The sequence below is a fragment of the Deltaproteobacteria bacterium genome (genome assembly GCA_020845895.1).
Taxonomy (GTDB): Bacteria; Lernaellota; Lernaellaia; order JACKCT01; family JACKCT01; genus JADLEX01.
The window spans coordinates 37,876-59,629 of sequence record JADLEX010000057.1 but is presented as its reverse complement, the minus strand read 5'-3'; the positions used below and the strand labels follow the sequence as shown (position 1 = coordinate 59,629).

Here is a 21,754-nt window from a genome sequence, read left to right as displayed (position 1 = left end):
TCGCCCCGAAGAGGGGCGCACGGGAGTTTCGATGGCGCGTCTGGTCGGAAAATCCGGCGATCACAAGGGCCAGATCTTCGAGTTGCCCGCCGAACTCCAAACGATCGGCCGCGGCAAGTCCTGCGACATCCAGCTTCGTGATACGAGCGTCTCCCGCACGCACGCTTCGATCCGGCGGGCGGGCGAGCGATTCATCCTGAAGGACGAGGGATCGTCCTACGGCACCTACATCGACGGAAACCCGATCATCGAGTCCGACCTGCGTTCCGGTCAGGAGGTCAAAATCGGGCAGACCGTCTTCGAGTTTCTCGATGGCGGCGGAGCCGACGGGCGCGTGCCGCTGCCCGAATCGCCCGACTCCAGCCTCGAATACACGGTCATGCACGCGATCGGCGATGCGGAGGCGGACGACGAACGCGACGCGACAGGGCCCGCGCGCATCAAACAGCGCCTCGCCATCGCCCTCGAAGTCTCGGGCCTGCTCAATTCCGCGCTCGATCTCGGAGATCTCTTCGGGCGGCTGCTCGACAAGACGATCTCCGTCCTGGGCGCACGCAGTGCCATGATTCTGCTGAAAAACGAAAAAACCGGCGCGCTCGATGTCGCGGCGTCGCGGGGGACATCCACGGGCCCGGAATCCACCTACTCGAGAACGATTGTCGATCGCGTCGTCGCGAGCGGGGAGTCGCTGCTTGTCAGCGATGCGCGTTCCGGCGCGGAGATGGAGATCTCCGACAGCATCTACCGGCTCGGAATCCGATCGGCGATGTGCGTGCCGCTGTGTCACGAGTCCGGGATCGTCGGGGCTCTGAACGTCGAAGCGCCGGGCACCGGCGTTTTCTCGGCAAATGACCTTCGCATGCTCATGATCCTGGGCAACATCGCCGGCACGGCGATCGTCAATTCGCGGCTGCGCGAGGAGAAACTGCGTTCGGAACGCCTCGCGGCGATCGGTCAGTCGATGGCGGGCCTCGCGCACGACATTAAAAACATCCTCTCGGGCATCAAGGCCGGCGCGTATCTGGTGGACGACGCGATTTCGCGCTCCGACGTGACGACGATGGCGGCCGGCTGGGATCTCGTGAAGGTGAGCCAGGACCGTATCCATCAGCTCATGCTCAACATGCTCGACTACAGCAAGGACCGTGAACCGAAGTACGAGACGGTGAACCTCGAGGACCTGATGTCCGAGGTCCGGAATCTCGTGGTGTTGCGCGGCGTGGACTACGGCGTGGGCGTCAAGGTCGAGGTGCATCCCCAAGCGCGCGAGGTCGAGGCCGAGGGCGTGAGCATCCACCGGTGCCTGCTCAATCTCGCGGGCAACGCGGTGGACGCGATGGAAGACCGGCAGGATGGAAAGATCCTGCTGCGCACGCGGCCGGACGCGCACGACGCCCGGCGCCTATACATCGACGTGATCGACAACGGCCCGGGCATTCCGGCCGAGATCCTGCCGACGCTCTTTCAGGCGTTCACGAGCACCAAGGGCGCGAAGGGCACGGGGCTCGGCCTCGCGGTTTCGCACAAGATTGCGCGCGAGCATCGGGGCGACATCACAGTGAAGAGCTCGCCGGGCCAAGGGACGATGTTCACGATCGCGCTGCCGAGAAAGCGGCCGGTCGGACCGGCGGCGACGTCGTAGCGCGAACGCGGGTCAGTCTTCGCCGCGTTCCCTGAATTCGCGAATCACCGACTTCACCTTGCCTTCCAGAATCGGCATGTCGAAGGGCTTGGCGAGGTAGTCGTCCTCGAAACCCGAGCGGTCGTACTGGTCGAGCTCGGGTTCGTTGCGGTCGGCGGTCAGCAGCACCACGGGCGTGGTCTTGCCCTTTTTGCTGCCCTTGATGAAGTCGATCACCTGATAACCGTGCACGTCGGGCATCATCAGGTCGGTGACGACCACGTCGTACGTCCCGACCTTGAACTTCTCGATGCCCTCGCGACCGTCCTTGGCCACGGTCACGTTGAAGCCCTTGGCGGTGAAAAACGCCTGCATCATTTTTCGGATGATCTGGTCGTCGTCGATCACGAGCATGCTGGCCATCGGGTTCTCTCCGAATCTCGAGGTCGCGTCACACGTTCTTATTGGATTTGGATTTCGCCGTCATCGGATCGCGCACCGTCGACAGGATGCTCATCGCCTCGGTGCTGCCGATCAGGCCGAGGATCTGCGTGATGCCCCAGCGGATATTCTGATCCATGCTCTGCGCGTTGCCGCGACAGTAGTCGAGCACCTCGCGCGAACGGATCTGCGCCATGCCCTCGGCGGCGAGGCGCCGAATCACCGGGTCCTTGTCCACGAGCGCAGCGACGAGTTTGTCGACGTTGCGATCGGCCGTCCACTTCGTCACCTTGTCCGCCGTGACCGCAAAGATCTTGAGGATGCTCATATCCGGTGCCCGCCGCTGGAATGGATTCTCTTAAATAAGCGGCCCCGAATCGAAAATCAACGGCCCCCGCGCGAAAACCGCGCTTTCGTAGACAGGTATTCGCCCGATTTGCTAGTTTGCCCTCTCTTCGTCATCCCTGTTGGAGTAATTCGAATGACCATCGCCCGAATTTTCGCGCCGAATCGCCCCTCGCTGGGGGCGGCGCTGCTCTTTGTCGTGTTCGCGCTCGGATGCGCGCAGGGCGAGGCTCCCGTGGTGGACATCGCCTCCATCGAAAAAATCGAACTCACCGACACCGACAAGGCGTATCTGGCGGCAATCGCCCGGGCTGTGCTGAAGGGCGAGACTCCCTCGACCGACGCCGGGGCGCACGCGAAAATGCACGGCAAGTCCACGCGAGGTGTCTTCGTGACGGTCCCACGCGAGGGTAAGGCGGCCGTCACCGGTCTTGCGTTTCGGGAGAACGCGGCCGAGGCGACCATCGCCGCGGCGAAGGACGCGACCCGCGCGAAGATCCCCGCCGATCGCGTCGGTCGCGTGCGCGTCGACGTGATCGTGAAGGCCGACGAGAAGAAGACTTACGAGGTCGGCAAGAAGTGGAAGGCCGACGTCACGCTCGACGCGGTGCTCTTCGACACCAAGCCCCCGGTCGCGTTTTTGGGTCAGGAGATGCGCGACACCGGCGCGATCGGCGGCCACAAGGACAAGTTTTCGATCGAGGGCCTGCGCCGCCTGATGAACCGGCGCGGTCTCGCCACCGACGGCAGTCCGCTGCTGCAAAAAGACGCCAAGGTGAATCTCGTGCGCGGCGAGCTCGCGTCGTTCCTGCAGGAGCCCGACGGCACTGTGAAAACGCTCTATCGCGGCAACGTGCTGGACGGGTTCGAGCCCGCGCCCGAGCGACTCCTCACCGCGATCAACGAGGCGGGCAACTACCTGAAGCGCGCCGTCGATGACAAGGGCAAGTTCGACTACAACTACGACCCCGCCCGGGACAAGTCGGCCACGTCGTACAACCTGCTTCGTCACGCGGGCACGACGTTTTCGATGATGCAGATCTACGAACTGAACAAGGACCCGGAGATTCTGGAGGCGGTGAAGCGCGCGCTCGGCTACTTGCAGACCGTGTCGATGGGCCCCGACGCCAACGACGCGAAGAAGCACGACTGGAAAGCGATCACGCAGCCCGGAATCCTGGAGGCGAAGCTGGGCGGGTGCGGGCTCGCGCTGCTGGCCTTCGGCAACTACACGCGCGTGACGGGCGACAAAAGCCACCTCGATCTGATGCAGGCTTACGCGCGCTTCATCGAGTTCATGCAAAAACCCGACGGCGACATGGTGCAGCGCTACTACCACAAGCCCGAAGACAAGAACAAAACCTACCAGCCCGTGCTCTACTATCCGGGTGAGGCGTTCTTCGGTCTGATGACGCTGCACGCCATCGACGGCAATCCGCGCTGGCTCGACGTAGCGGCGAAGGGCATTGACTTCATCGCCGACGTGCGCGACGGCGCGAAGCCGACGGAAAAGCTGGAGCACGACCACTGGCTGCTCTACGCCATCAACGAGGTCGACAAACTGCGTCCGGCGGCGAACCGCACCGCGCACGCCGACCGCGTCATGCAGGCGATGTTCGACAAGTTCATCCTCGAAGACGAGCACCCGGATTTTGTCGGCGGATTCTACAAGAAGCCCAAGACGACCCCCGTGGCCTGCCGCATCGAGGCGATGGGCGCGCAGTACCAGATGTCGCTGCGCCGCAACGACCCGGCCATGACCGCGCGGATCCTGAGCGCCGTGAAGCTCGGGTCGACGTTCCTGATGCGCAACCAGTACACCGACGTGAACACGATCTTCTTCGAGAATCCCGCCCGGGCGATGGGCGGGTATCAGACCGGCTATTGGAATCCCGAGATTCAGATCGACTACGTGCAGCACTCGACGAGCGCGCTGATCGGCCTGTTTCACGCGCTCACCGACTGGAAAAACATGACGAACGCTCCCGCGAAAGGTGCGGATGAAGCCCTGAAACCGGCGGCCTGAACGCAGACCCGAGGATCGAGAGGAGCCCGGTGATGTCCACGCAGCCCAAAACGGAACGCGCGTCGGCGGTGCGCGTGGTCGTCACGCTGGCGGCGATCATCGTTGTCATCGCGGGTCTCAAGGCGGCGGGCGATCTGATTCTGCCGTTCATCTTCTCCGTCATCCTCACGGTAGTCGTGCATCCCGTGGTCACGTGGTTTCGCCGCAAAAAGATTCCCACGCTCGTCGCCGTGCTCATCGTCGTGGGCGTGATCGCGGTGGCGCTGGTGGCGGCGGCGGGCATGACCGCGGCGATCGCGGCGCAGTTCTCGGCGGCCATGCCCGAGTATCAAACGAAACTCGGCGGGCTCTTCACGAACGGCCAGGCGCTGCTCGCGCGCCTGGGCATCGACACGGGCGCCGTGAATGTCGGCGAGACCCTCAACCCCGCGACGGCGATGAAGCTCGTCGGCAAGACGCTCGACTCGCTCACGTCGATCCTCTCGCAGACGACACTCGTCATCCTCACCGTCGCCTTCATGCTCTTCGAGGTCAGCGAGTTCTCGGACAAATTCCAGAAGGCGTTCGGCGGCGGGCGCGAACGCATGGCGCGCATCGCGGGCGGCATCGAGGCGGTGCAGCGCTATTTGGTGCTCAAGACGGTGGCCAGCGCGGCGACGGGCCTGTTGCTGCTCGTGTGGATGTGGATTCTCGGCCTCGACTTCGCGCTGCTGTGGGGCCTGCTCACGTTCGCCCTCAACTACGTGCCCAACATCGGCTCGATCATCGCGGCGATCCCGCCGATCCTGCTCGCCCTCGTGCAGCTCGGTCCGGTGGCGGCGATTCTGGTGGCGGTCGGATTCATCGTGGTCAATTTCGTCATCGGCAACATCATCGAGACGAAGATGATGGGCCAGAGCCTCGGGCTGTCGTCGCTCGTCGTTTTTCTGTCGTTGGTGTTCTGGGGGTGGATCTGGGGCCCCGCGGGGATGCTCCTGTCCGTACCACTGACCGTGGTCGTGAAAATCCTGCTGGAGCACAACGAGGAAACGCGTCCGATCGCGATCCTGCTCGGCCCGGCGGTGAAGCCAGCGAAGCGGTGACGGCGAGTTACCTCGAAGCGCCATCGGCACTTCACTTTGCCGGGCGATCCTTCACGCGGATCACGAGCTTCAGCCCCGACCAGATTTCGCTGACGGCGCAGACCTTCACGTCCACGAGCCCGGCGGCGAGCGCGAGTTCGCGAACCACGTTCTCCGTCAGGTCGCCGGGGATCTTCGCGGACTTCTTCGGCCACGACACCCAGATGGCGCCGGCGGGCGCGATGCGTTCACGCAAGGAGGGGAGAATCCGCGCGAGCCGCGCACGTTCGATGACGAAAACGTGGATCACGTCGAGATCCGTCTTCGACCCATCAACGCGACGCACATCCGGCGGCAATCCGCCGATCGTCATTTCGTAGTCGGAGGGGCCGTCCACCACGGCGAAGCGGCTGCCGGGTTTGAGCCCGAGTTTTTGCCAGACCGGTTTGCCCGAATAGCCGGCGGTCATTACCTGATTACCTTCAGCCATTCCGCACGCAGCGAACAAGAAACCCGGCATCCCCCTCGTTGTCGTCGCCGATTTCGCTGCTCATGACTCTTCCTGAGCCAAATGAAATAATCCAATCGCTTGCCGACGGATCGGCCGACATTGGGGTAGACGACCAAAACCAGCCGCAAGGATTATCCAGTACGCTTTGACCAAAGCAACCGTCGGTTGGCCCCCCGCCGTTGCCGCAGCCGTTGCACGCATCATTCACGCAAGTGGAGTAGTCGTAGCAAACATCGGTGATACCGCACTCGCCGCCGGGACCTGTGAGAAAACAACCTCGGATCAGTGTTCGAAGCTCCGAAATCGTCGCCACGCGCCAATCGGAAAACCCGCCGACGGTCAAATTCGCGCAGTAGTCCGTCACTTCGTCGCCTGTGCGATTGTCGCAGGAATAGCCCGTCTGCCACATCAGTCCCGAGGACGAATCCACCCAAGCCTCGCCGTCGTTCGGTCCATACTGGCACTCGTCTTCGCCGATGTCGTCATTTCTCAGCTCAAGGACCTGATCGCTCCCATCGTCGTCGTCGGTTTCACCGTCGCCATTGCCGGTCTGCTCGTCGTCGGTGTCGTCGTCCGAACTGCAGGCGAAGGGAAGTGTCAGAACCATGCCGAGAGCAAAAAGCAGCGCCACCAACTTAGCTCGATTCTCCATTCCGCACGCAACGTACGAGGAAGCCGGAATCTCCCTCGTTGTCGTCGCCGATTTCACTGCTGGTAATTCTTCCTTCGACGAACGCAACCGTCCAAAAACTTGCCGATGCATCATCCCATCGCTGGGTCGACGACCAATACCACCCGCAAGGGTTGTCCAACCCGGACGGCCCGAAACAACCGTCAGTTGGTCCATCACCATAGCTGCATCCTTTACAAGATACGTCTTCGCACACAGCGAAATCAAAGCAGTCATCCGTTATCATACACTCCCCAGCGGTCGCTGTGCTAAAACAACCTCTGATCAGAGTGCGGAGATCGGAAATCGACGGCACGTGCCAATCGATGTGTCCGCCGACGGTCAAATTCGCACAGTAGTCGACCACTTCGTCGACTGTGCGATTGTCGCAGGAATAGCCGGTCTGCCACATCAGTCCCGAGGACGAATCCACCCATGCCTCGCCGTCGTTCGGTCCATACTGGCACTCGTCTTCGCCGATGTCGTCATTTCGCAGATCAAGGACCCGATCGCTCCCATCGTCGTCGATTTCACCGTCGCCATCGTCGGTCTGCTCGTCATCGGAGTCGTCGTCCGAACCGCAGGCAAAGGGAAGCGTCAGAGCCGCCATAACCGCGAGCGCGAGGGCTAGTGCAAAGTTTTTCACGGGAAATACCTCCTAATGATCGACTCCGTTGATCATCTCGACATTATTCCAGACCGACGAATTCACGCCGAAGTTCATGGCGGCGTCATGGATGGCATCGTACACGCCAATCCCGGCATTCCAATCTTCCGGATCTGAAAGATTGTAAATTTCGGCAATGTCGCCGACGGATAAACCTGCGTCGGTATACATGTCCCACCAAAAGTGGGCCCAGTCCCATTCCATTCCATATCCGTTGCATGTCAAACAGCACAAATGATTTTCCATCCATGCGCCATCATTTTCGCACGAATCACCGTCTTTGTTATAATCGCAATTCGACTCTCCTTCATAATTCCATGCCGCTATCATATAGAAATCGGCGAAGCCTTCCCATGCCGCACAGCTTTGATATTCTATGCATTTGTTGCAGTGTTGTGAAGTGCCGGTTCCGCCGTCGCTGCAGTCGAGATTTCCTGTCACATAGTAAGAGCAATCATTCGTATGTCCGTCGTTGTCGTTTTTTTGGAAGGATATCTCATGTCCGGTTTCGTGGGCGATAGTAGATTTATTGTCAAGGCCATCCGACGATAGCATGATTCTGTGATTGCCTCCGTTTTCCTGAAAGCAGGATGTCCCGGTTGAGGGACACGGATCGGTGAAGTAGGTGATGTCGAGATTCGACAGCCCGGCAGGACGTCGGTTGACGGCCCAACCCGCCGCAGCCAAGACATTCGACACCTTGTACGTGGAATTGTATTGGTGTACGAACGTGTAGGTGCCGTCGGCGCTGGGGTTCCAGGTAGCGTTGATGACCTGAGCGTGAAGTGCGGGATTGTTGTAGTCGTCGTACACACGGATTTCGTTGTTGTCGACGAGCAACGCGATGGCGTACACCTTGATTTCAAAATTGTGCGTCGAATTCAGCGCCAGCGTGGGCGTGCAGTTGACAACGTTTGTGAAGTCGTTGTATATGGCGGTACTGGTATTGTTGTCCCAAACGCGAACCTTGGGCTGAATCGCCACATAATCATGTGGAGATGAGTAGGCGTAGAAATCGCCCATCTCCCAATCGGAGAAATGGGTCTCATATTTGATGCAGACTTTCACGTCGTCGGTGGCCGACGAAGGTCCCGCAGCGGCGAAGAACGTCACAATGATCGAAGCGATGCAAATCGTCCGTTGGTTTCGCGGGTTCACTGATCGACTCCATCGAGATTGGAAAGGTCGGCGATGATCGGTTCTTCTTCTACAGGAGGAGAGATATCGGGTCCGATGTCGTCTACCAGCTCTCCGGCGGGGGTTCGCGCGAGAACTTGGCGAACCAATTCCTGACCCTCCGGTGTCGTGAAACCGTAAGGATATCGCGCGTCGCGAGTGTCGGCGTCCATCACCTGCCACGCGGCGGTGTTGCGGTCGAAGGCCACAAAGCGAACTGGGAGCAATTGCGTGTGACGGACCTCGGTGTCGGCATGAAGAGCGCGCACGTTGCCGAGAATCTTGGTGGTGTATTCCAACTGCTTGGGATGCAGTTCAAGACCAGCACCCAGATTGACGGGAATCGTGACGTCGGCCCGGGCGGGAATGTCGATCACGTCGTCGAAAATATTCCTGTTCAGCGGGCCGATTCTGGCGCTGAGGCGCACGGTCGCGCGGATATCCCCCACGTCAGCACCGTGGATTACCAGCGTGGAGGTCTCGGAAAAGCCATCGCCGTTCACGGGCCGCGTTTCGGAGGTTTGCCAGTAGGCGATCGCGCCACCGCCAAGGTACTCCTCGACCTCGTCCTCGTCAAGCGAGACGACTTCAGGCGGCACCACCGCCGCGGATGGGGCGACGTCCTCTTCAGACTGCAAGGAAAACGCGAGAGCGAGCGAAGCGATCGAAAGCGCGAACACGACCAAGAAAACACGAAATTCCGTTCGTTTCATGTGAGATACTCCGCCGTTCGCGAGACACCCTGGTCCCGGTCCCGCCGCTTCACCTTTGGCGTCCACTTGCGGCAACAGTAACACCTCTTTCTGGCTCTTGCAAGAAAAAGAACGGGCCGGGGTCACCCCCCGGCCCAATCGGTGTGAAGGTCGGGCGCTAAAGAGCCGCGCCCGCGGAAGTCGATTTGGGTTTTTCGTCCAGGCTTTCGAGCATGACGGTCGCGATGTCGGCGACGCGGATGCGTTCGTCGAGATCCATGAGTTTCACGGAGTCGACGAGCATCTGCATGCAATACGCGCAGCCGGTGACGATCATGTCCGCGCCGACCTCGTCGGCCTGTTTCACGCGACGGTTGTTGAGCCGCTCGCCCTTGTCGTTGTCGAAGAAATAGTTTCCGCCGCCGCCGCCGCAGCACATGCTGCGGTCCATGTGATTCTTCATCTCCTTGATCTCGATGCCGGGCACGGACTTCAGGGTTTCGCGCGGCGAATCGTAGATTTTCTGGTAGCGGCCCAGGTAGCACGGGTCGTGATAGACGACGTTGTGGCGCTTGCCTTTTTGCGGAACGATCGTGTTGCTCCACACCATCTCGTGCAGGAATTCGCTGTGGTGCATCACGTTGTAGTGGCCGCCGAACTGCGGATATTCGTGCGCGAGCACGTTGTAGCAGTGCGGGCACGAAACCATCAGCACGCGGAACTCGCGCTGGTTGAGGATCTCGACCTGCTGTTTGGCGAGCGTCTGGAACAGCATCTCCTGTCCCATCAGCCGTGCGGGGTCGCCGCAGCATTTTTCGTCGCCGCCGAGCACGCCGAAGTCCACGCCCGCCTTCGTCATGAGCTGGATGAGGTCGGAGGCGATCTTCTGCTTGATCGGGTCGAACGTGGTGCAGCAGCCGATCCAATAGAGCACGTCCACTTTTTCGCCCGGGCCCACCACGCGAACGCCCATCTCCTGAACCCAGTCGGTGCGCATGGTTTCGGGGCCGAAGGGGTTGCCCTGGTTTTCGAGCATGCGCATCGCGCGGGCGGCGTCGCCCGGCATGCGGCCCTGCATGACGGCCTCGTTACGGCGCACGTCGACGATGTCGTCCACGTGGTCGATCATCGCCGGGCAGACCTCCATGCACGCCATGCACGTGCGGCAATACCACAGGAATTCCTCGTCGAAGATATCGCCGACGATATTCGCGTGCCCGTTGCCGGCTTCGGGCGCGGCCGCGGCGTCGCCGATGCGCGTGTCGCCGCCGTTCGCCTTGGCGGCTTTGGATTTCGCGCGAGCGGCTTCCTGCTCTTTGTCGAGCTGCGTCTTGAGACCCTGGATGAACATGCGCGGTGAAAACGGCTGCCCCGCCTGGAACGACGGGCAGATCTCTTCGCAGCGTCCGCACGAGATGCACGCGTCGGCTTCGAGGCGCTGCTTCCACGTCAGGTCGCCCGTGGTCATCACGCCGTAGCTGAAGGTCTCCTCGTTGAAGTTCTCGTCGGCGAACATCGCCTCGAGATCCTGACGCACCAGCTCGCCGCGCGGCTTCATCTTCGCGAAGAAGATGTTGGTGGGCATCGCGAGCAGGTGGACGAATTTGGTGAAGGGCAGCGTGGCGATCCAGCCCATGGCGAAGACGGTGTGCGTCCACCAGAGCATGGCGTGAGCGGTCTTCCCGCCTTCGGGCGAGATGCCCGTGAACAGCCACGAAAACACCGTGCCCACTGGTGAGACGATCTTCCACGGGTCACCGACGATAGCGATTCGCAGGCCCTCGACGAGAAAGCCCGTGACGACCATCGCGCCGATCAGGCCGAGCGCCCACGCGTCGCCGCTCTCGGTGTGCAGCGTCTTGGGACGCACGAAATAGCGTCGCCACACGGCCATGCCGACGCCGATGAGAATCAGCACGCCGGCGAAATCCGCGCCCAGCGACAGGAGCAGATAGACGGGGCCCTTGAAGAAGTGCGTGCCGAAGTCGTAGTCGAGCGCGACAACGGAGGTCGTCACGACGAGCACGAGGAACGAGTAGAAGATCAGGCTATGGAAGATGCCGGGATAGCGTTCCTCGCGCGCCTTGCGCTGGATCAGGAGTTCCTTGACGAGGAAGACGAAACGCTTGCCCAAATCGGCGAGACGCTCCTTGTCGGCCTTGCCCGCCATCCAGAATTTGACGCGCTGCCAAGCTCCGTACGCGAAAATGCCCGCCGCGACGAGGGCGAGCACGTACATGAGCCAGGCAGCCGAGATGTTCCACATGACCTCTCGGGTCGCTTCGGTCCAGGACATGATGTTTCTCCTTCACACCGGGCCCCGCGCCCTGTCGGTCCGGCCGGATCCGACGGGGCGGGGCGAGTTGGACACCGATAAAATATCAAGCGTGGGGCTGATAGGCCGCCACGGGCACATTCCGATCCTTCTCGATCTTGGGGCGCTTCGGGGCCGCGGGACGCCAGCGGTCGGGGTCGAAGAAGTGGCGCAGCATCTGCGAGCAGCCGTCCCAACCGGTCTGCGCGGCTTCGAGCGCGCGGCCCCTGCACACGAGGGCCTCGGCCACGCGCTTGGTCTTCGCCCACTCGCGTGACAGGCACCACGCATGGTCGACGAGGACGACATCGCACGCGTCGCGGTAGTTGAGCAGCTCGCGCACGCCCGAGCGCTCCAGCGGCTCGGGAACGCACATCTCGTCCTCGAACCAGGCGGCGATCATGATGCCGTGCTCGGCGGCGTAAGCGCGCAGGCGCTCTTTTTGTTCCTCTCGCCGCGAGACCCCCTTGGCGGGGCACAGCAGCGTGTCGGTGACGTAGGCGATGGCGGTTCTCATGGCGTTCTCCCTTTCCTTCCGCGTCCGCTCACCGGGCCTGCTGATAGAGGTGCGTGAACTGGAGCTTGCGCGGACGGCGAATGGCCGGCATCTCGACTTCTTCGCGACGCACGACCGGGTGCCGGCCGGGACCCGGGATCGTGAGGTCGTAGCGGCGGCGCGCCATCTGGGAGATGCAATCCCACATCGTGGTCGCCGCGGCCAGGGTGAGGCCCTTACGGTCGATGGTCTTGAAGAGGTCCTCGAGGCGCGGCCACGAACGCGAGAAGCTCCACACGCGCTCGACGAGGATCATGTCGACCGGTTCGTCGCACGCGAGCAGGGCCTGCACGCCGGCGCGCTCCATGAGTTCCTCGTTGTACATGCGGTCCTCGAACCAGCGGACGATCTCGACGCCCTTCTCGGCGGCGTACTTGGTGATCCGGTCCCGCTGCTCTTCGCGGCTGATGACCTCTCCGGTGCGTCCAAGGATGATGTCGCTGACGTAGGCGATGGCGCGTTTCATGGCTAACTCCCAATTCGGTTCGGGTTCGCTGCTGGGCGCTGTCCCGTGGTGTTCATGGTTCCTCTCGGCTTCCCTTGGGGCCTTTGGGCCCGCTTTCCGTCATGAGGCTTACGCAACACGCGTGCCAAACCGCCTGAGCATTGGTAAACCGTTGAATAACAAGGAGAATCTCGGCTCCTGAGTCGAGCGGGTTCCCGGCTCAGGTCCGGAATGGACAAAATTTGCATACATGTCGTGAGGTCGGGAGAAATGCCGGAATACGAGAATTAAAGCTATAAATTCAAATAGATATGCCTGTTTTTGTGCGGGCGCTGAAGGAAATGGCGAACCGTATGGATTTGCTATACGCGGATCGAAAAGAAATCGCGCCTGATGCGGCTTAGTATGTTCGTATACTGTTCGGTAATCGGCGGTTATTCGTGAACAAACTTGCAAAAGAATGGGGAAAAATCGCCGCGCTTTGGCACGACGCGTCAAAAAGGGCTTGAAATCCCCGCGAAAAGGTGATATATATTCTATACACTCGCGTGGAGTGGGGACGTGCTGCCCACCGACGACGAAAGCCCCGAACCCGAGCCCTTCCTGAAGACCGTGACGCGGCGGATCGCCCGCATCACGTGGAGAACCCGCCTGACGCTCGCGTTCGTCGTGCTGATCTTCAGCTCCGCGACCGCCACCATCGCGATCGGCAACGCGGTGCTCGGTAGCCAGATCCTCTCGCTCGCCAAGTCGAAGGCCGACTCCGACCTCATGATCGCCTGGCAGGTGTGGCAGAACGAGCTCGACTTCATGAGCACGATGCTCGAGTCGGTCGCGGCCGGTCCGCACCCCGACATCCAGGCCGCGGACGAAACGGTCCTTCGTCTATCTCCCGGCCGCGAGCAGTTCGACATCCTCTCCGTCACGCAGTCCGACGACGCGGGCAACGTCGATCTGAATGGTCTCGGAGCCGAGTGGAACATCATCCGCGACGCGGCCCGGCAGCGGCGCGCCATTGCGTCGCCGCTACTGCTGCCCATTCGCGATGTCGCGCTGGTCGCCCCGTCCGTCGCGCTGTCGGAGCGCATGCGCGAGTTCGGTGTCGATGGACACATGCTCGCGATCGCGTGCGCCGCGCCGGTATACGATCGCCGGCGCAATCTCATCGGCGTCGCGTTCGCGGCGTCGATCGTGAACGGACGCTCGTCGCCCGTGGAGCGGATGATTCGCGCGATGCGCCCGAGCGACGACGCGCCCGACGCCGTCGGGGTCGCGGCCACCGTGTTTCAGGGTGACCGGCGCATCACGACCGCCAACGTCCACACCGGCAACGCGACCGCCGAGGAATACCAGATCCCGATTCTTTCGGCCGCCGACGCCAGGGTCGCGGAAAAGGTGATCGGCGAGGGCGGGCGGTACATCGGCGTGGCCGAGGTCGCCAAGGTCCAATATTACACGGCGTACCGCCCGATTCGCGACGCGAACGAGCGCATCATCGGCATGCTCGGCATCGGCACGACGGTCGGCGAATACCGTGCCGCGCAGGAGAAGACGATCGCGCTGTTCTCCAGCCTCATCGGCGCGGGCATGCTCTTCGGCATCGTCATGTCGTACCTGTTCGCCGCGTGGCTGGGCCGTCCGCTGGCCGACTTGGCCGAGGGCATGAGCCGGGTCGCCGCGGGCGACCTCGACCACAAGGTCCGGCTGCACAGCTCCGACGAACTCGGGCGTCTGTCGAAAGCATTCAACCGCATGATTCAGGCGGTGAAGGAGCGCGACCAGATGCTGCGCGAGGCGACGGAGCATCGGCTGTCGGAAGTCGAAAAGCAGATCTCCATCGGCCGTCTCGCCGCCGGCGTCGCGCACGAGATCAACAATCCGCTGACGTCGATTCTCAGCCTGTCGAGCCTGATGCTGCGGCATGCAAAGGAGGGCGCTCCCGAGCGCGAAGACCTGGAGATCATCGTCGCCGAAACGACACGTTGCCGGGAGATCGTCGCCGGCCTGCTCGATTTCGCGCGCGAGCGCCCGATCGCAAAAAAGGTGATCGACCTGAATCAAGTCGTGCGCGACACGTTGGGGCTCATCCGCAACTACGGCGCGATGAACATGGTGACGGTCGAGCCGCGATATTTCCCCGGGCACCTGTTCGTCCACGCCGACGCCCGGCAGTTGCAGCAGGTCTTCACCAACGTCGTGCTCAATGCCGCGGAGGCGATCCGCGACCGGCGCGCCGCGCTGCCCGACGCCCCCGCGCGCATCGAGATCTCGGTGGACGACGATTCCAGCGGCGCGTTCGCCGAGGTCGTCGTGAAAGACACCGGCACCGGCATTCCCGAGCACGACCTGAAGAAGATCTTCGAACCGTTCTACACGACCAAAGGCAAGAGCAAGGGTACGGGGCTCGGTCTTTCCGTGTCGCTCGGCATCATCAAGAAACACAACGGCATGATCCAGGTGCAAAGCGCCGTGGGGGAGGGGACGACGCTCGTCGTCACGCTGCCCCTCATGGCGATCGAGAGTCAGGCGGTCTCGTTCGCCTGACGCGCGTCGGGCGGCCCGATTTGGGGATTCGACATGACCAGACCTTCCGCGAACATTCTCGTGATCGACGACGAAAAGTCCGTATGCGTGACCTGCAAACGGATTCTGGAGGAAGAGGGGCACCACGTGGAGTACGTGCTGTCCGGCGAGGACGGCGTGCGCACCGCCGAGTCCGGTCGCTTCGACCTCGCCCTCGTCGATCTGCGTATGCCCGACTTGCCGGGCGAGCAGGTGCTCGAGCGTATCAAGGCCGCGCGGCCCTCGATGCCGATCATCATCATCACGGGCTACGCCACGATCCAGACCAGCATCGCGTGCATCAAGAAGGGCGCGTTCGATTACATCCCCAAGCCCTTCACTCCCGAGGAACTCGCGCACGCGGTGACTCAGGCGCTCGAAAATCACCGTCTGCGTCAGGAGAACGAGTTTCTCAAGAGCGAGCTGTCGCGCACCGCCGCCGAGGCCGACATCATCGGGCGATCCGACACCATGGAGGAGCTGCGAAAACAGATCCTCAAGGTCGCGCCCACGGACTTTTCCGTGCTCATCTTCGGCGAGTCGGGAACGGGCAAGGAACTCGTCGCGGCGTCCATCCATCAAAACAGTCTGCGCGCGTCGCAGCCTTTCGTGCCGGTCGATCTGTCGTCGCTATCGCCCACGCTGGTCGAGTCGGAGCTGTTCGGCCACGTCAAGGGCGCGTTCACCGGCGCGATGCGCAATCATCCGGGCTATTTCACGCTCGCGGCGAGCGGCACGCTCTTTCTCGACGAGATTTCGAACATTTCCCTCGAGCTGCAAGGGAAACTGCTGCGCGCGCTGGAGAGCCGGACGATCTGGCCCGTCGGGGCGACGAAAGGGCATGAGGTGGACATCCGCCTGATCTGCGCGACGAATAAGGATCTTGCGCAGATGGTGGAGCGCGGCGAGTTTCGCGAGGACCTTTTTTACCGGATCAACGTGCTGCCCATCAACATTCCGCCGCTGCGCAAGCGCATGAACGACATCCCCCTGCTCGCGACGCACTTCCTGCGCCTTGCCCGCGAATGCACGACGACGCCGGTGCAAGGATTCTCGACGGGTGCGGTGGCAAAGATGATCGCCTACGCGTGGCCGGGCAACGTGCGCGAGCTCAAGAACATCGTCGAGCGCCTCGTCGCGACGGCGGACTCGGAGCTGATCGAGGAAAGCGACCTGCCGGGCGCCATCGCCGCGGGCCGCGGGGCGATGGATGAGGACGAGTGGGAGATCCCGAAGAACGTGGACGAACTCAAGGACATCAAGAAGCGCATCCGCGAGATGGCCTACGAAAAGGTCGAGCAGAAGTTCATTTTGCGCGCGCTCGACGGGGCGAACTGGAACGTCTCAAAAGCCGCCTTAGAGACCGGGATGCAGCGGACGAACTTCCACGCCCTCATGCGCAAGTACGGCGTGAAGATCCGCGAGCGTGCGTGAGCGGCGCGGTCAGGTTCCGACGAAAAATCCCGGAATCTTGCGCGTGTGTCCGTGGATGTGTTCCTTGCTGAAGTGCTTGAGGAACACCGACATGATATTTTCGAGGTGGTCCTGCGGGAAATAGCGGATGACCGGTCGGCCGACGTCGGTCTCGCGCACGTAGGTAAAAGACACCTCGACGACGTGATCGGGCGCGGCGTTCGGCATCGCCTGCCGTTCGCGGGAGTACATTTCCTCGTCCATCCACACCCCGGTCACCGTGTCGAAGAGCGTGAATCCCTTGACGTTGACCATCAGGTACTGCCAGAGCCGGAAAATCTCCGACGGCACGAAACGCAGGGACTTCGCATCGTCGCTGTGCCCGGGGTCGTTCGGCGAACTTACGGCGCACCGCACCATCTCGATCTTTCTCATCGCGCGTGAGCCTCCTCGCGTCCCGCCCGGACGACGTAGCCGGACAGGTATTCGCCTTCGGGATGATAGATGTTGATCGGGTGGTCGAACGAGTGGCCGAGCCGGGCGAGGATTTGCGCCTGGCGGCCGACGTCGAGCGCCGCGCCGAAGATGACCTTTTGGAAGAGCGTCGCGTCCACGTGCCCCGAGCACGAAAACGCGAGCAACAGGCCGCCCGGCTTGGTGCGCCGTAGACCCTGCATGATAACGTCCTTGTAACCGCGCAGGGCGGTCTTGACGTGCGACTGGCTCTTGCAGAACGCGGGCGGATCGAGAATCACGACATCGAATCGCTCGTCCATGACACGCAGTCGCGCAAATGCGTCGTCCTCGATGAAGTCGGCGTCATTCACCGCGAATCCGTTCGCCCGGTACGCCTCGCGCGCGATGGCCAGGGCCGCGCCGCTGGTATCGATGTTCACCGCGCGCGTGGCTCCGCCCGCGAGTGCGGCGAGCGCGAATCCGCCGGTGTAGGAAAACACGTTGAGAACGGTTTTGCCGTTTGCGAGCCGCCGCGCGACGGCGCGCGAATCGCGCTGGTCGAGGAACATGCCGGTCTTCTGGCCGTTCGCGATGTCCACGAGGTGCGTGACACCCGATTCCTTCACCGGCAGCGTCGCGGGCGGCACGTCGCCGAACAACGGACCTGTGCGCGTGTCGAGCCCTTCCTCGCGGCGGAAACCGCTGTCGCTGCGCTCGTAGATGCCCTTGGGCGCGAGCACACGGCGGACGGCCTCGACGATGTCCTCGCGCCGCGCATCGGCGCCGGCGGTCTGCAACTGGAGCGCGACAAACCCGTCGTAGTGATCGACGATCACGCCGGGGAGTTCGTCGCCTTCGGCGAAACACACGCGGAATGCGTTCGTATCCGCGGGCAGCAGGGCGCGCCGCCACGTAAGCGCCTCGCGGATACGCCGTTCGAAAAAGGACTCGTCGATCGCCTCGGGTTCAAACGTGTAGACGCGAACGCGGATCTGGCTGTCGGGGTTATACGCGCCGCGCGCGACGAAATGCCCGTCGGCGGTGACGACATCCACCGTCTCGCCGCGGTCGACGTCAGGTTCACGTTGCAGCGCCCCGGAAAACACCCAGGGATGCCTCGCCAGAAGGCTCTTTTCGCGGCCGAACTTGAGGACGCACGCGGGAATGGTCATGAGATGGAAGCCCTATTCGACGGAGACCGCAATGAGGGCGCGCTGCTTGCCGGGTGGAACGATCGTCGTGACGAATCCATACGCGACAATCGGGCGGCCCTTTCGCAGGGACTTGATCTGGTCGCTGTACTTGCCCAAGGGGCACAGGATCACGATCTCTCCGAAATCGCCCTTGCACAGGAACGCCTCGTACCCTTCGGCGAACTCCGTCCCGAGTGACATGAGGAACTTTTCGCCGATTGTGATCGGGCGGCCCATCATATCGACCGCGCTTTGTCGCAGCATGGCGGTGCTGATCTTCGAGAATTTGGCCGTGCCCGGATCGCCGAAGACGACCGGTTCGCGCGAACACGCGGCGAGGGCAATGCCCGCGAGGCACAACGTCACGACGAACACGGCGCGAAAACGCATTCCATCACCTCTGGAGAACCGCCTCGACGTTATGCCGGGGGCTTCGCTTTTGTCAAGGAAAACACGGCTTTGACGCAATTCATCCCCAACGCCTCCGACGTGTGCTACAAAGCTTGATCGGACAACACGCGATACCCGGTCGGGCGATGCACGATCGGATTTTCGAGAGGACGATTTGGCCATCGACGGCGACACCGCACTACGACTCGCGGGCATGAAACTGGGCGACCGGGCGCTCATCGGGCCCGAGATGGTGCATCTCGACCTGACGGACACCTGCCCCAACAACTGCGTCGGGTGCTGGGCGCGCTCGCCGTTTTTGCGGGACGGCGATCACTACGATACGCTGGAACTGGATGAGCATTCGCCGCGGTTCGTCTTCGACCTCATCCCGCGCCTCAAGGACCTGCGCGTCGCCGAAGTGTTTCTGGGCGGCGGCGGCGACCCGAGCTGCTACAAATACCTGATCGACGTGGTGCGTTGGATCAAGGACGCCGGGATGCGCTGTACCGTGAACACGAGCTTCGTGTGCACGAACGAGGTGCAGCTCGACGCGCTGTGCGACGTGGGGCTCGACAACCTCATCGTCTCCGTCTGGGCCGCGACCGGGGAGACGTACGCGAAGCTGCATCCGAACAAAAGCGAAAAGACCTTTCGCATCGTGACCGATCTGCTGGCAAGGCTTACCGCGCGGCGCGCCGCCGGTCTGCGCGTCCCGCGCGTGAAAATCTACAACGTCGTGTGCAGCCTCAACTACCGCGAGATTCCGGGCATGATCGCCTACGGGCGCGATCTCGGCGTCGAGGAGGTCGAGCTGTCGGTGATGGACCCGATCCCCGGCCGCACGTCGATATTCAACCTCAACGAGTCGCACATCGCGTGGATCGATCGGTGGCACGCCGAGTTCCGGCAGGACAACAAGCCTTTCGTCCACACCGAGCTCATGATGCGCCGCCTGCACAACGTCGATGCCCTCAAGGGCGTCTTCGACAACGGCATCGTCGCGACGATTCCCTGCGCGGCCGGGTGGTTCTTCACGCGCATCACCACCACCGGGCTCGTGAATGCGTGTCTCAAATCGCACCGAATCCCGTCGGGGCAGGCAAAGGACGGCTTCGACAACGTCTGGTTCGGCGACCGGCACGACGAATTCCGCCGCCACACGATCAAGATCGATCAGAACGACCCGTGGCTCATGCAGATCGGCCACGACGTGAACTTCCCGCTTCCCGGGTGTTTTCGCATCTGCGACAACCTCGGGCATAATCAGGAGGTCATGCGCATCCGCGGCGGGCTGACTCCCGAGGATGCCGCGCTGGTGGATCGCCTCGTCGACATGGCGAAGGCAGGCGCCTCCCGCGACGCGCTCATCGCCGCGAGTCACGGCGGGCTCGTTGGTGATGCGACGGCTCTCCCCGCCGTCGCCGCGACCGTCATCACGCACGAACGCCCTCGCCCCGAGCCGCCGCGCGCGAACGGCGGGCCGAGACCGAATGCACCCAAGCCCCCGGGAGCGCCGGAAGGTTACACCCCGGTTGCGTTCGTCGCGACGTCGCCGCAGGTCGCGCCCGCGCCATCGGGCTTGAAGCCGCCACGGCCTACCGCGTCGCAAGCCGCGCCGATCTCCGCCGTGCTTCCCGACGCCGTGAGTCCCATCCGCGTCGGCATGCCGTTCGTCAGCCTCGCGGCGGACATCGACCTGCTGCACGACCATATCCTGGGCGAGGGGCGGCGCTTTTCGCGGACCATCGAGGCGCTACGTGCGTCCGCACCGGGCGATCGAATCCGCGTTCCGCTGCTGCCGGACAACATCTTTCGCCTGCCGAAGATCGCCGCGCTGATCGAGGAGACCACGGGGCGACGCGCGCCAAACGCCGAAATGCTCGCCCTGTCGGTTACGCCGCTCGAAACCCTTTCGGGCCGCGTCGAAAACTTTCTAGCGGGCGCGCGCATGGTGCTGGGCAAGATCGGCGTCGATCTCGATCCCGCGACGCGAAGCCTTCAGGAGTGTTTCGCCCGGGCGGCGAGCGGCGACATCCGCGAGTCGGAGCGGCTGCGCGCGCTGGGCGTCGTCGCAAACATGGCCCTCGTCGGCCCGCGCACGTTTCACCTCGACGTGACGAACTCGTGCAACACCGACTGTGTGCCGTGCTGGTTCCACTCGCCGCTCGCGAAGGGCCGCGAGGATCTGGGGCCGAACTGGAAGAAGTCCATGCTCGACTGGGACGTGTTCACGCGTCTCGCCGACGACCTCGCCGATTTGCATGCGGGAGAGGACGTCGTGCTTTCGGGCAAGGGCGAGCCGACCACGCACCCGCGCATCGCCGACATGGTGCGTTATCTGAAGGATCGAAAGCTCTTCACGACGCTCTTCACGAACGGCATTCGACTGACGCCCGAGCTGGCCACCACGCTCGTCGAGGCGGGGTGCGACCTGCTGTACGTGAGCCTCATGGCCTCGGACCGCGAGGTGTACCGACGCACGCACCCGGGTGCGCCCGACGACGAGTTCGACCGCGTGATTGCGAATCTGGAAACGCTCATGCGCATCAAGGGGCGAGACGTGTCGGACAAGCCCGAGGTTGTGCTGGTGTGCGTGATCGGCAATCGGAACGTGGACGACATTGTGTCGTTCGCGAAACTCGGCGCACGTCTCGGCGTCGATCACTTGCGTTACCAGCTCACGGCGATCGAGCCGTACAATCGCGAGCTGGCCCTGTCGGACGAAGAACTGGCCCGCGTGCGAAGTCACATCGTGGACGCGAAAAAGGTCGCGGAAACGGCGGGAATTCGGGTCGTCGAGAACATCGACGTGCAGCTCGCCGAGAGCGCGCAGAACTGGAGCGGCACGCGGTATCTCGACGACGGCTGCCTCGTGGGATGGGCGTTCTCCCGCGTCTGGGCCGACGGGCGCGTGAGCTACTGTTGCAGCCCGAAGGTCGTGCACGACGTCAACACCGCGCGATTCCGCGACATCTGGACGGGCGACGACTACGACCGCGCCCGCGTGGCCGGCAAGTACATGGCGACGCACCGCGACTACCGCTTCGCCAACGACAAGCCGCTCTTCGATCCGATCTGCACGCGCTGCCCCAATTATGAAGGCGTGGAGCGGCTGCGCGAGGTGCTGCGCGAAACCGGCCTCGACGCCTGGCTGTAGGGTTCGCCCCGCGCTACGAAGGCGATTGCGCGGCGTCGCTCAAGTTTCATAAGAT

At 62.7% G+C, this 21,754-nt stretch carries 19 protein-coding genes; 6 read left to right on the top strand and 13 right to left on the bottom strand.

Annotated elements, in window-relative coordinates; all coding sequences use genetic code 11:
• The first annotated feature begins 31 nt into the window (after window positions 1-31).
• The gene (locus tag IT350_07890) at window positions 32-1,642 is read left to right on the top strand and encodes an FHA domain-containing protein (protein ID MCC6157960.1); all 1,611 of its coding nucleotides are present in this window, start codon (window positions 32-34) and stop codon (window positions 1,640-1,642) included.
• A 12-nt stretch (window positions 1,643-1,654) separates the two neighbouring features.
• On the opposite strand, the gene IT350_07885 is transcribed toward IT350_07890, so the two are convergent.
• Both IT350_07885 and IT350_07880 read right to left on the bottom strand, forming a co-directional pair.
• Window positions 1,655-2,044 (bottom strand): response regulator, encoded by a 390-nt coding sequence (locus tag IT350_07885; protein MCC6157959.1) that lies wholly within the window; start codon window positions 2,042-2,044, stop codon window positions 1,655-1,657.
• 28 nt (window positions 2,045-2,072) lie between these two features.
• Window positions 2,073-2,390, bottom strand: coding sequence for a HEAT repeat domain-containing protein (locus IT350_07880; protein ID MCC6157958.1), 318 nt, complete (start codon window positions 2,388-2,390; stop codon window positions 2,073-2,075).
• A 153-nt stretch (window positions 2,391-2,543) separates the two neighbouring features.
• On the opposite strand from IT350_07880, the gene IT350_07875 reads away from it, so the two are divergent.
• Window positions 2,544-4,433: a hypothetical protein gene (locus IT350_07875; protein MCC6157957.1), complete on the top strand. Its 1,890-nt coding sequence runs from the start codon at window positions 2,544-2,546 to the stop codon at window positions 4,431-4,433.
• A gap of 32 nt (window positions 4,434-4,465) precedes the next feature.
• Window positions 4,466-5,515, top strand: a complete 1,050-nt coding sequence (locus tag IT350_07870; protein MCC6157956.1) for an AI-2E family transporter — start codon at window positions 4,466-4,468, stop codon at window positions 5,513-5,515.
• Between the two features lie 31 nt (window positions 5,516-5,546).
• Here IT350_07870 and IT350_07865 read toward each other — a convergent pair whose 3' ends face one another.
• From IT350_07865 to IT350_07830, 8 genes are all read right to left on the bottom strand, one after another.
• Window positions 5,547-5,963, bottom strand: coding sequence for a DUF3052 family protein (locus IT350_07865; protein ID MCC6157955.1), 417 nt, complete (start codon window positions 5,961-5,963; stop codon window positions 5,547-5,549).
• Between the two features lie 13 nt (window positions 5,964-5,976).
• Complete coding sequence (locus IT350_07860) at window positions 5,977-6,639, bottom strand: DUF1566 domain-containing protein (GenBank protein MCC6157954.1); 663 nt, start codon at window positions 6,637-6,639, stop codon at window positions 5,977-5,979.
• A 1-nt stretch (window position 6,640) separates the two neighbouring features.
• A complete protein-coding gene (locus tag IT350_07855; protein ID MCC6157953.1) occupies window positions 6,641-7,321 on the bottom strand; it encodes a DUF1566 domain-containing protein in 681 nt (226 codons plus the stop codon).
• 12 nt (window positions 7,322-7,333) lie between these two features.
• Entirely contained in the window at window positions 7,334-8,500 is a 1,167-nt protein-coding gene (locus IT350_07850) for a hypothetical protein (protein ID MCC6157952.1), read from the bottom strand.
• Window positions 8,497-9,231, bottom strand: a complete 735-nt coding sequence (locus IT350_07845; GenBank protein ID MCC6157951.1) for a hypothetical protein — start codon at window positions 9,229-9,231, stop codon at window positions 8,497-8,499. The genes IT350_07850 and IT350_07845 overlap by 4 nt, the downstream gene beginning before the upstream one ends.
• A gap of 157 nt (window positions 9,232-9,388) precedes the next feature.
• Window positions 9,389-11,506: a 4Fe-4S dicluster domain-containing protein gene (locus tag IT350_07840; protein MCC6157950.1), complete on the bottom strand. Its 2,118-nt coding sequence runs from the start codon at window positions 11,504-11,506 to the stop codon at window positions 9,389-9,391.
• Window positions 11,507-11,591: 85 nt separating this feature from the next.
• The gene (locus tag IT350_07835; GenBank protein MCC6157949.1) at window positions 11,592-12,041 is read right to left on the bottom strand and encodes a recombinase family protein; all 450 of its coding nucleotides are present in this window, start codon (window positions 12,039-12,041) and stop codon (window positions 11,592-11,594) included.
• Between the two features lie 28 nt (window positions 12,042-12,069).
• Window positions 12,070-12,546: a recombinase family protein gene (locus IT350_07830; protein MCC6157948.1), complete on the bottom strand. Its 477-nt coding sequence runs from the start codon at window positions 12,544-12,546 to the stop codon at window positions 12,070-12,072.
• 540 nt (window positions 12,547-13,086) lie between these two features.
• Between IT350_07830 and IT350_07825 the strand changes: the two genes are divergently transcribed.
• Together IT350_07825 and IT350_07820 are read left to right on the top strand one after the other, a co-directional pair.
• Window positions 13,087-15,069: a cache domain-containing protein gene (locus IT350_07825; protein MCC6157947.1), complete on the top strand. Its 1,983-nt coding sequence runs from the start codon at window positions 13,087-13,089 to the stop codon at window positions 15,067-15,069.
• 33 nt (window positions 15,070-15,102) lie between these two features.
• The gene (locus IT350_07820; GenBank protein MCC6157946.1) at window positions 15,103-16,521 is read left to right on the top strand and encodes a sigma-54-dependent Fis family transcriptional regulator; all 1,419 of its coding nucleotides are present in this window, start codon (window positions 15,103-15,105) and stop codon (window positions 16,519-16,521) included.
• 9 nt (window positions 16,522-16,530) lie between these two features.
• Here the strand turns inward: IT350_07820 and IT350_07815 are convergent, their stop codons facing one another.
• From IT350_07815 to IT350_07805, 3 genes are read right to left on the bottom strand one after another with little or no spacing between them, the layout of a single operon-like run.
• Window positions 16,531-16,935: a hypothetical protein gene (locus IT350_07815; protein MCC6157945.1), complete on the bottom strand. Its 405-nt coding sequence runs from the start codon at window positions 16,933-16,935 to the stop codon at window positions 16,531-16,533.
• Entirely contained in the window at window positions 16,932-18,128 is a 1,197-nt protein-coding gene (locus tag IT350_07810; GenBank protein MCC6157944.1) for a class I SAM-dependent methyltransferase, read from the bottom strand. Before IT350_07810 ends, IT350_07815 begins: the two co-directional genes overlap by 4 nt.
• A 12-nt stretch (window positions 18,129-18,140) precedes the next feature.
• Window positions 18,141-18,539, bottom strand: a complete 399-nt coding sequence (locus IT350_07805) for a hypothetical protein (GenBank protein ID MCC6157943.1) — start codon at window positions 18,537-18,539, stop codon at window positions 18,141-18,143.
• Window positions 18,540-18,714: 175 nt separating this feature from the next.
• On the opposite strand from IT350_07805, the gene IT350_07800 reads away from it, so the two are divergent.
• A complete protein-coding gene (locus IT350_07800) occupies window positions 18,715-21,699 on the top strand; it encodes a radical SAM protein (GenBank protein MCC6157942.1) in 2,985 nt (994 codons plus the stop codon).
• Window positions 21,700-21,754: the final 55 nt, after the last annotated feature.

What these genes read in the sequence shown, in the direction of transcription:
- IT350_07890 (MCC6157960.1), top strand. Translation starts at nt 32, where the DNA reads ATGGCGCGTCTGGTCGGAAAATCCGGCGATCACAAGGGCCAGATCTTC.
- IT350_07885 (MCC6157959.1), bottom strand. Translation starts at nt 2,044, where the DNA reads ATGGCCAGCATGCTCGTGATCGACGACGACCAGATCATCCGAAAAATG.
- IT350_07880 (MCC6157958.1), bottom strand. Translation starts at nt 2,390, where the DNA reads ATGAGCATCCTCAAGATCTTTGCGGTCACGGCGGACAAGGTGACGAAG.
- IT350_07875 (MCC6157957.1), top strand. Translation starts at nt 2,544, where the DNA reads ATGACCATCGCCCGAATTTTCGCGCCGAATCGCCCCTCGCTGGGGGCG.
- IT350_07870 (MCC6157956.1), top strand. Translation starts at nt 4,466, where the DNA reads ATGTCCACGCAGCCCAAAACGGAACGCGCGTCGGCGGTGCGCGTGGTC.
- IT350_07865 (MCC6157955.1), bottom strand. Translation starts at nt 5,963, where the DNA reads ATGACCGCCGGCTATTCGGGCAAACCGGTCTGGCAAAAACTCGGGCTC.
- IT350_07845 (MCC6157951.1), bottom strand. Translation starts at nt 9,231, where the DNA reads ATGAAACGAACGGAATTTCGTGTTTTCTTGGTCGTGTTCGCGCTTTCG.
- IT350_07840 (MCC6157950.1), bottom strand. Translation starts at nt 11,506, where the DNA reads ATGTCCTGGACCGAAGCGACCCGAGAGGTCATGTGGAACATCTCGGCT.
- IT350_07835 (MCC6157949.1), bottom strand. Translation starts at nt 12,041, where the DNA reads ATGAGAACCGCCATCGCCTACGTCACCGACACGCTGCTGTGCCCCGCC.
- IT350_07830 (MCC6157948.1), bottom strand. Translation starts at nt 12,546, where the DNA reads ATGAAACGCGCCATCGCCTACGTCAGCGACATCATCCTTGGACGCACC.
- IT350_07820 (MCC6157946.1), top strand. Translation starts at nt 15,103, where the DNA reads ATGACCAGACCTTCCGCGAACATTCTCGTGATCGACGACGAAAAGTCC.
- IT350_07815 (MCC6157945.1), bottom strand. Translation starts at nt 16,935, where the DNA reads ATGAGAAAGATCGAGATGGTGCGGTGCGCCGTAAGTTCGCCGAACGAC.
- IT350_07810 (MCC6157944.1), bottom strand. Translation starts at nt 18,128, where the DNA reads ATGACCATTCCCGCGTGCGTCCTCAAGTTCGGCCGCGAAAAGAGCCTT.
- IT350_07805 (MCC6157943.1), bottom strand. Translation starts at nt 18,539, where the DNA reads ATGCGTTTTCGCGCCGTGTTCGTCGTGACGTTGTGCCTCGCGGGCATT.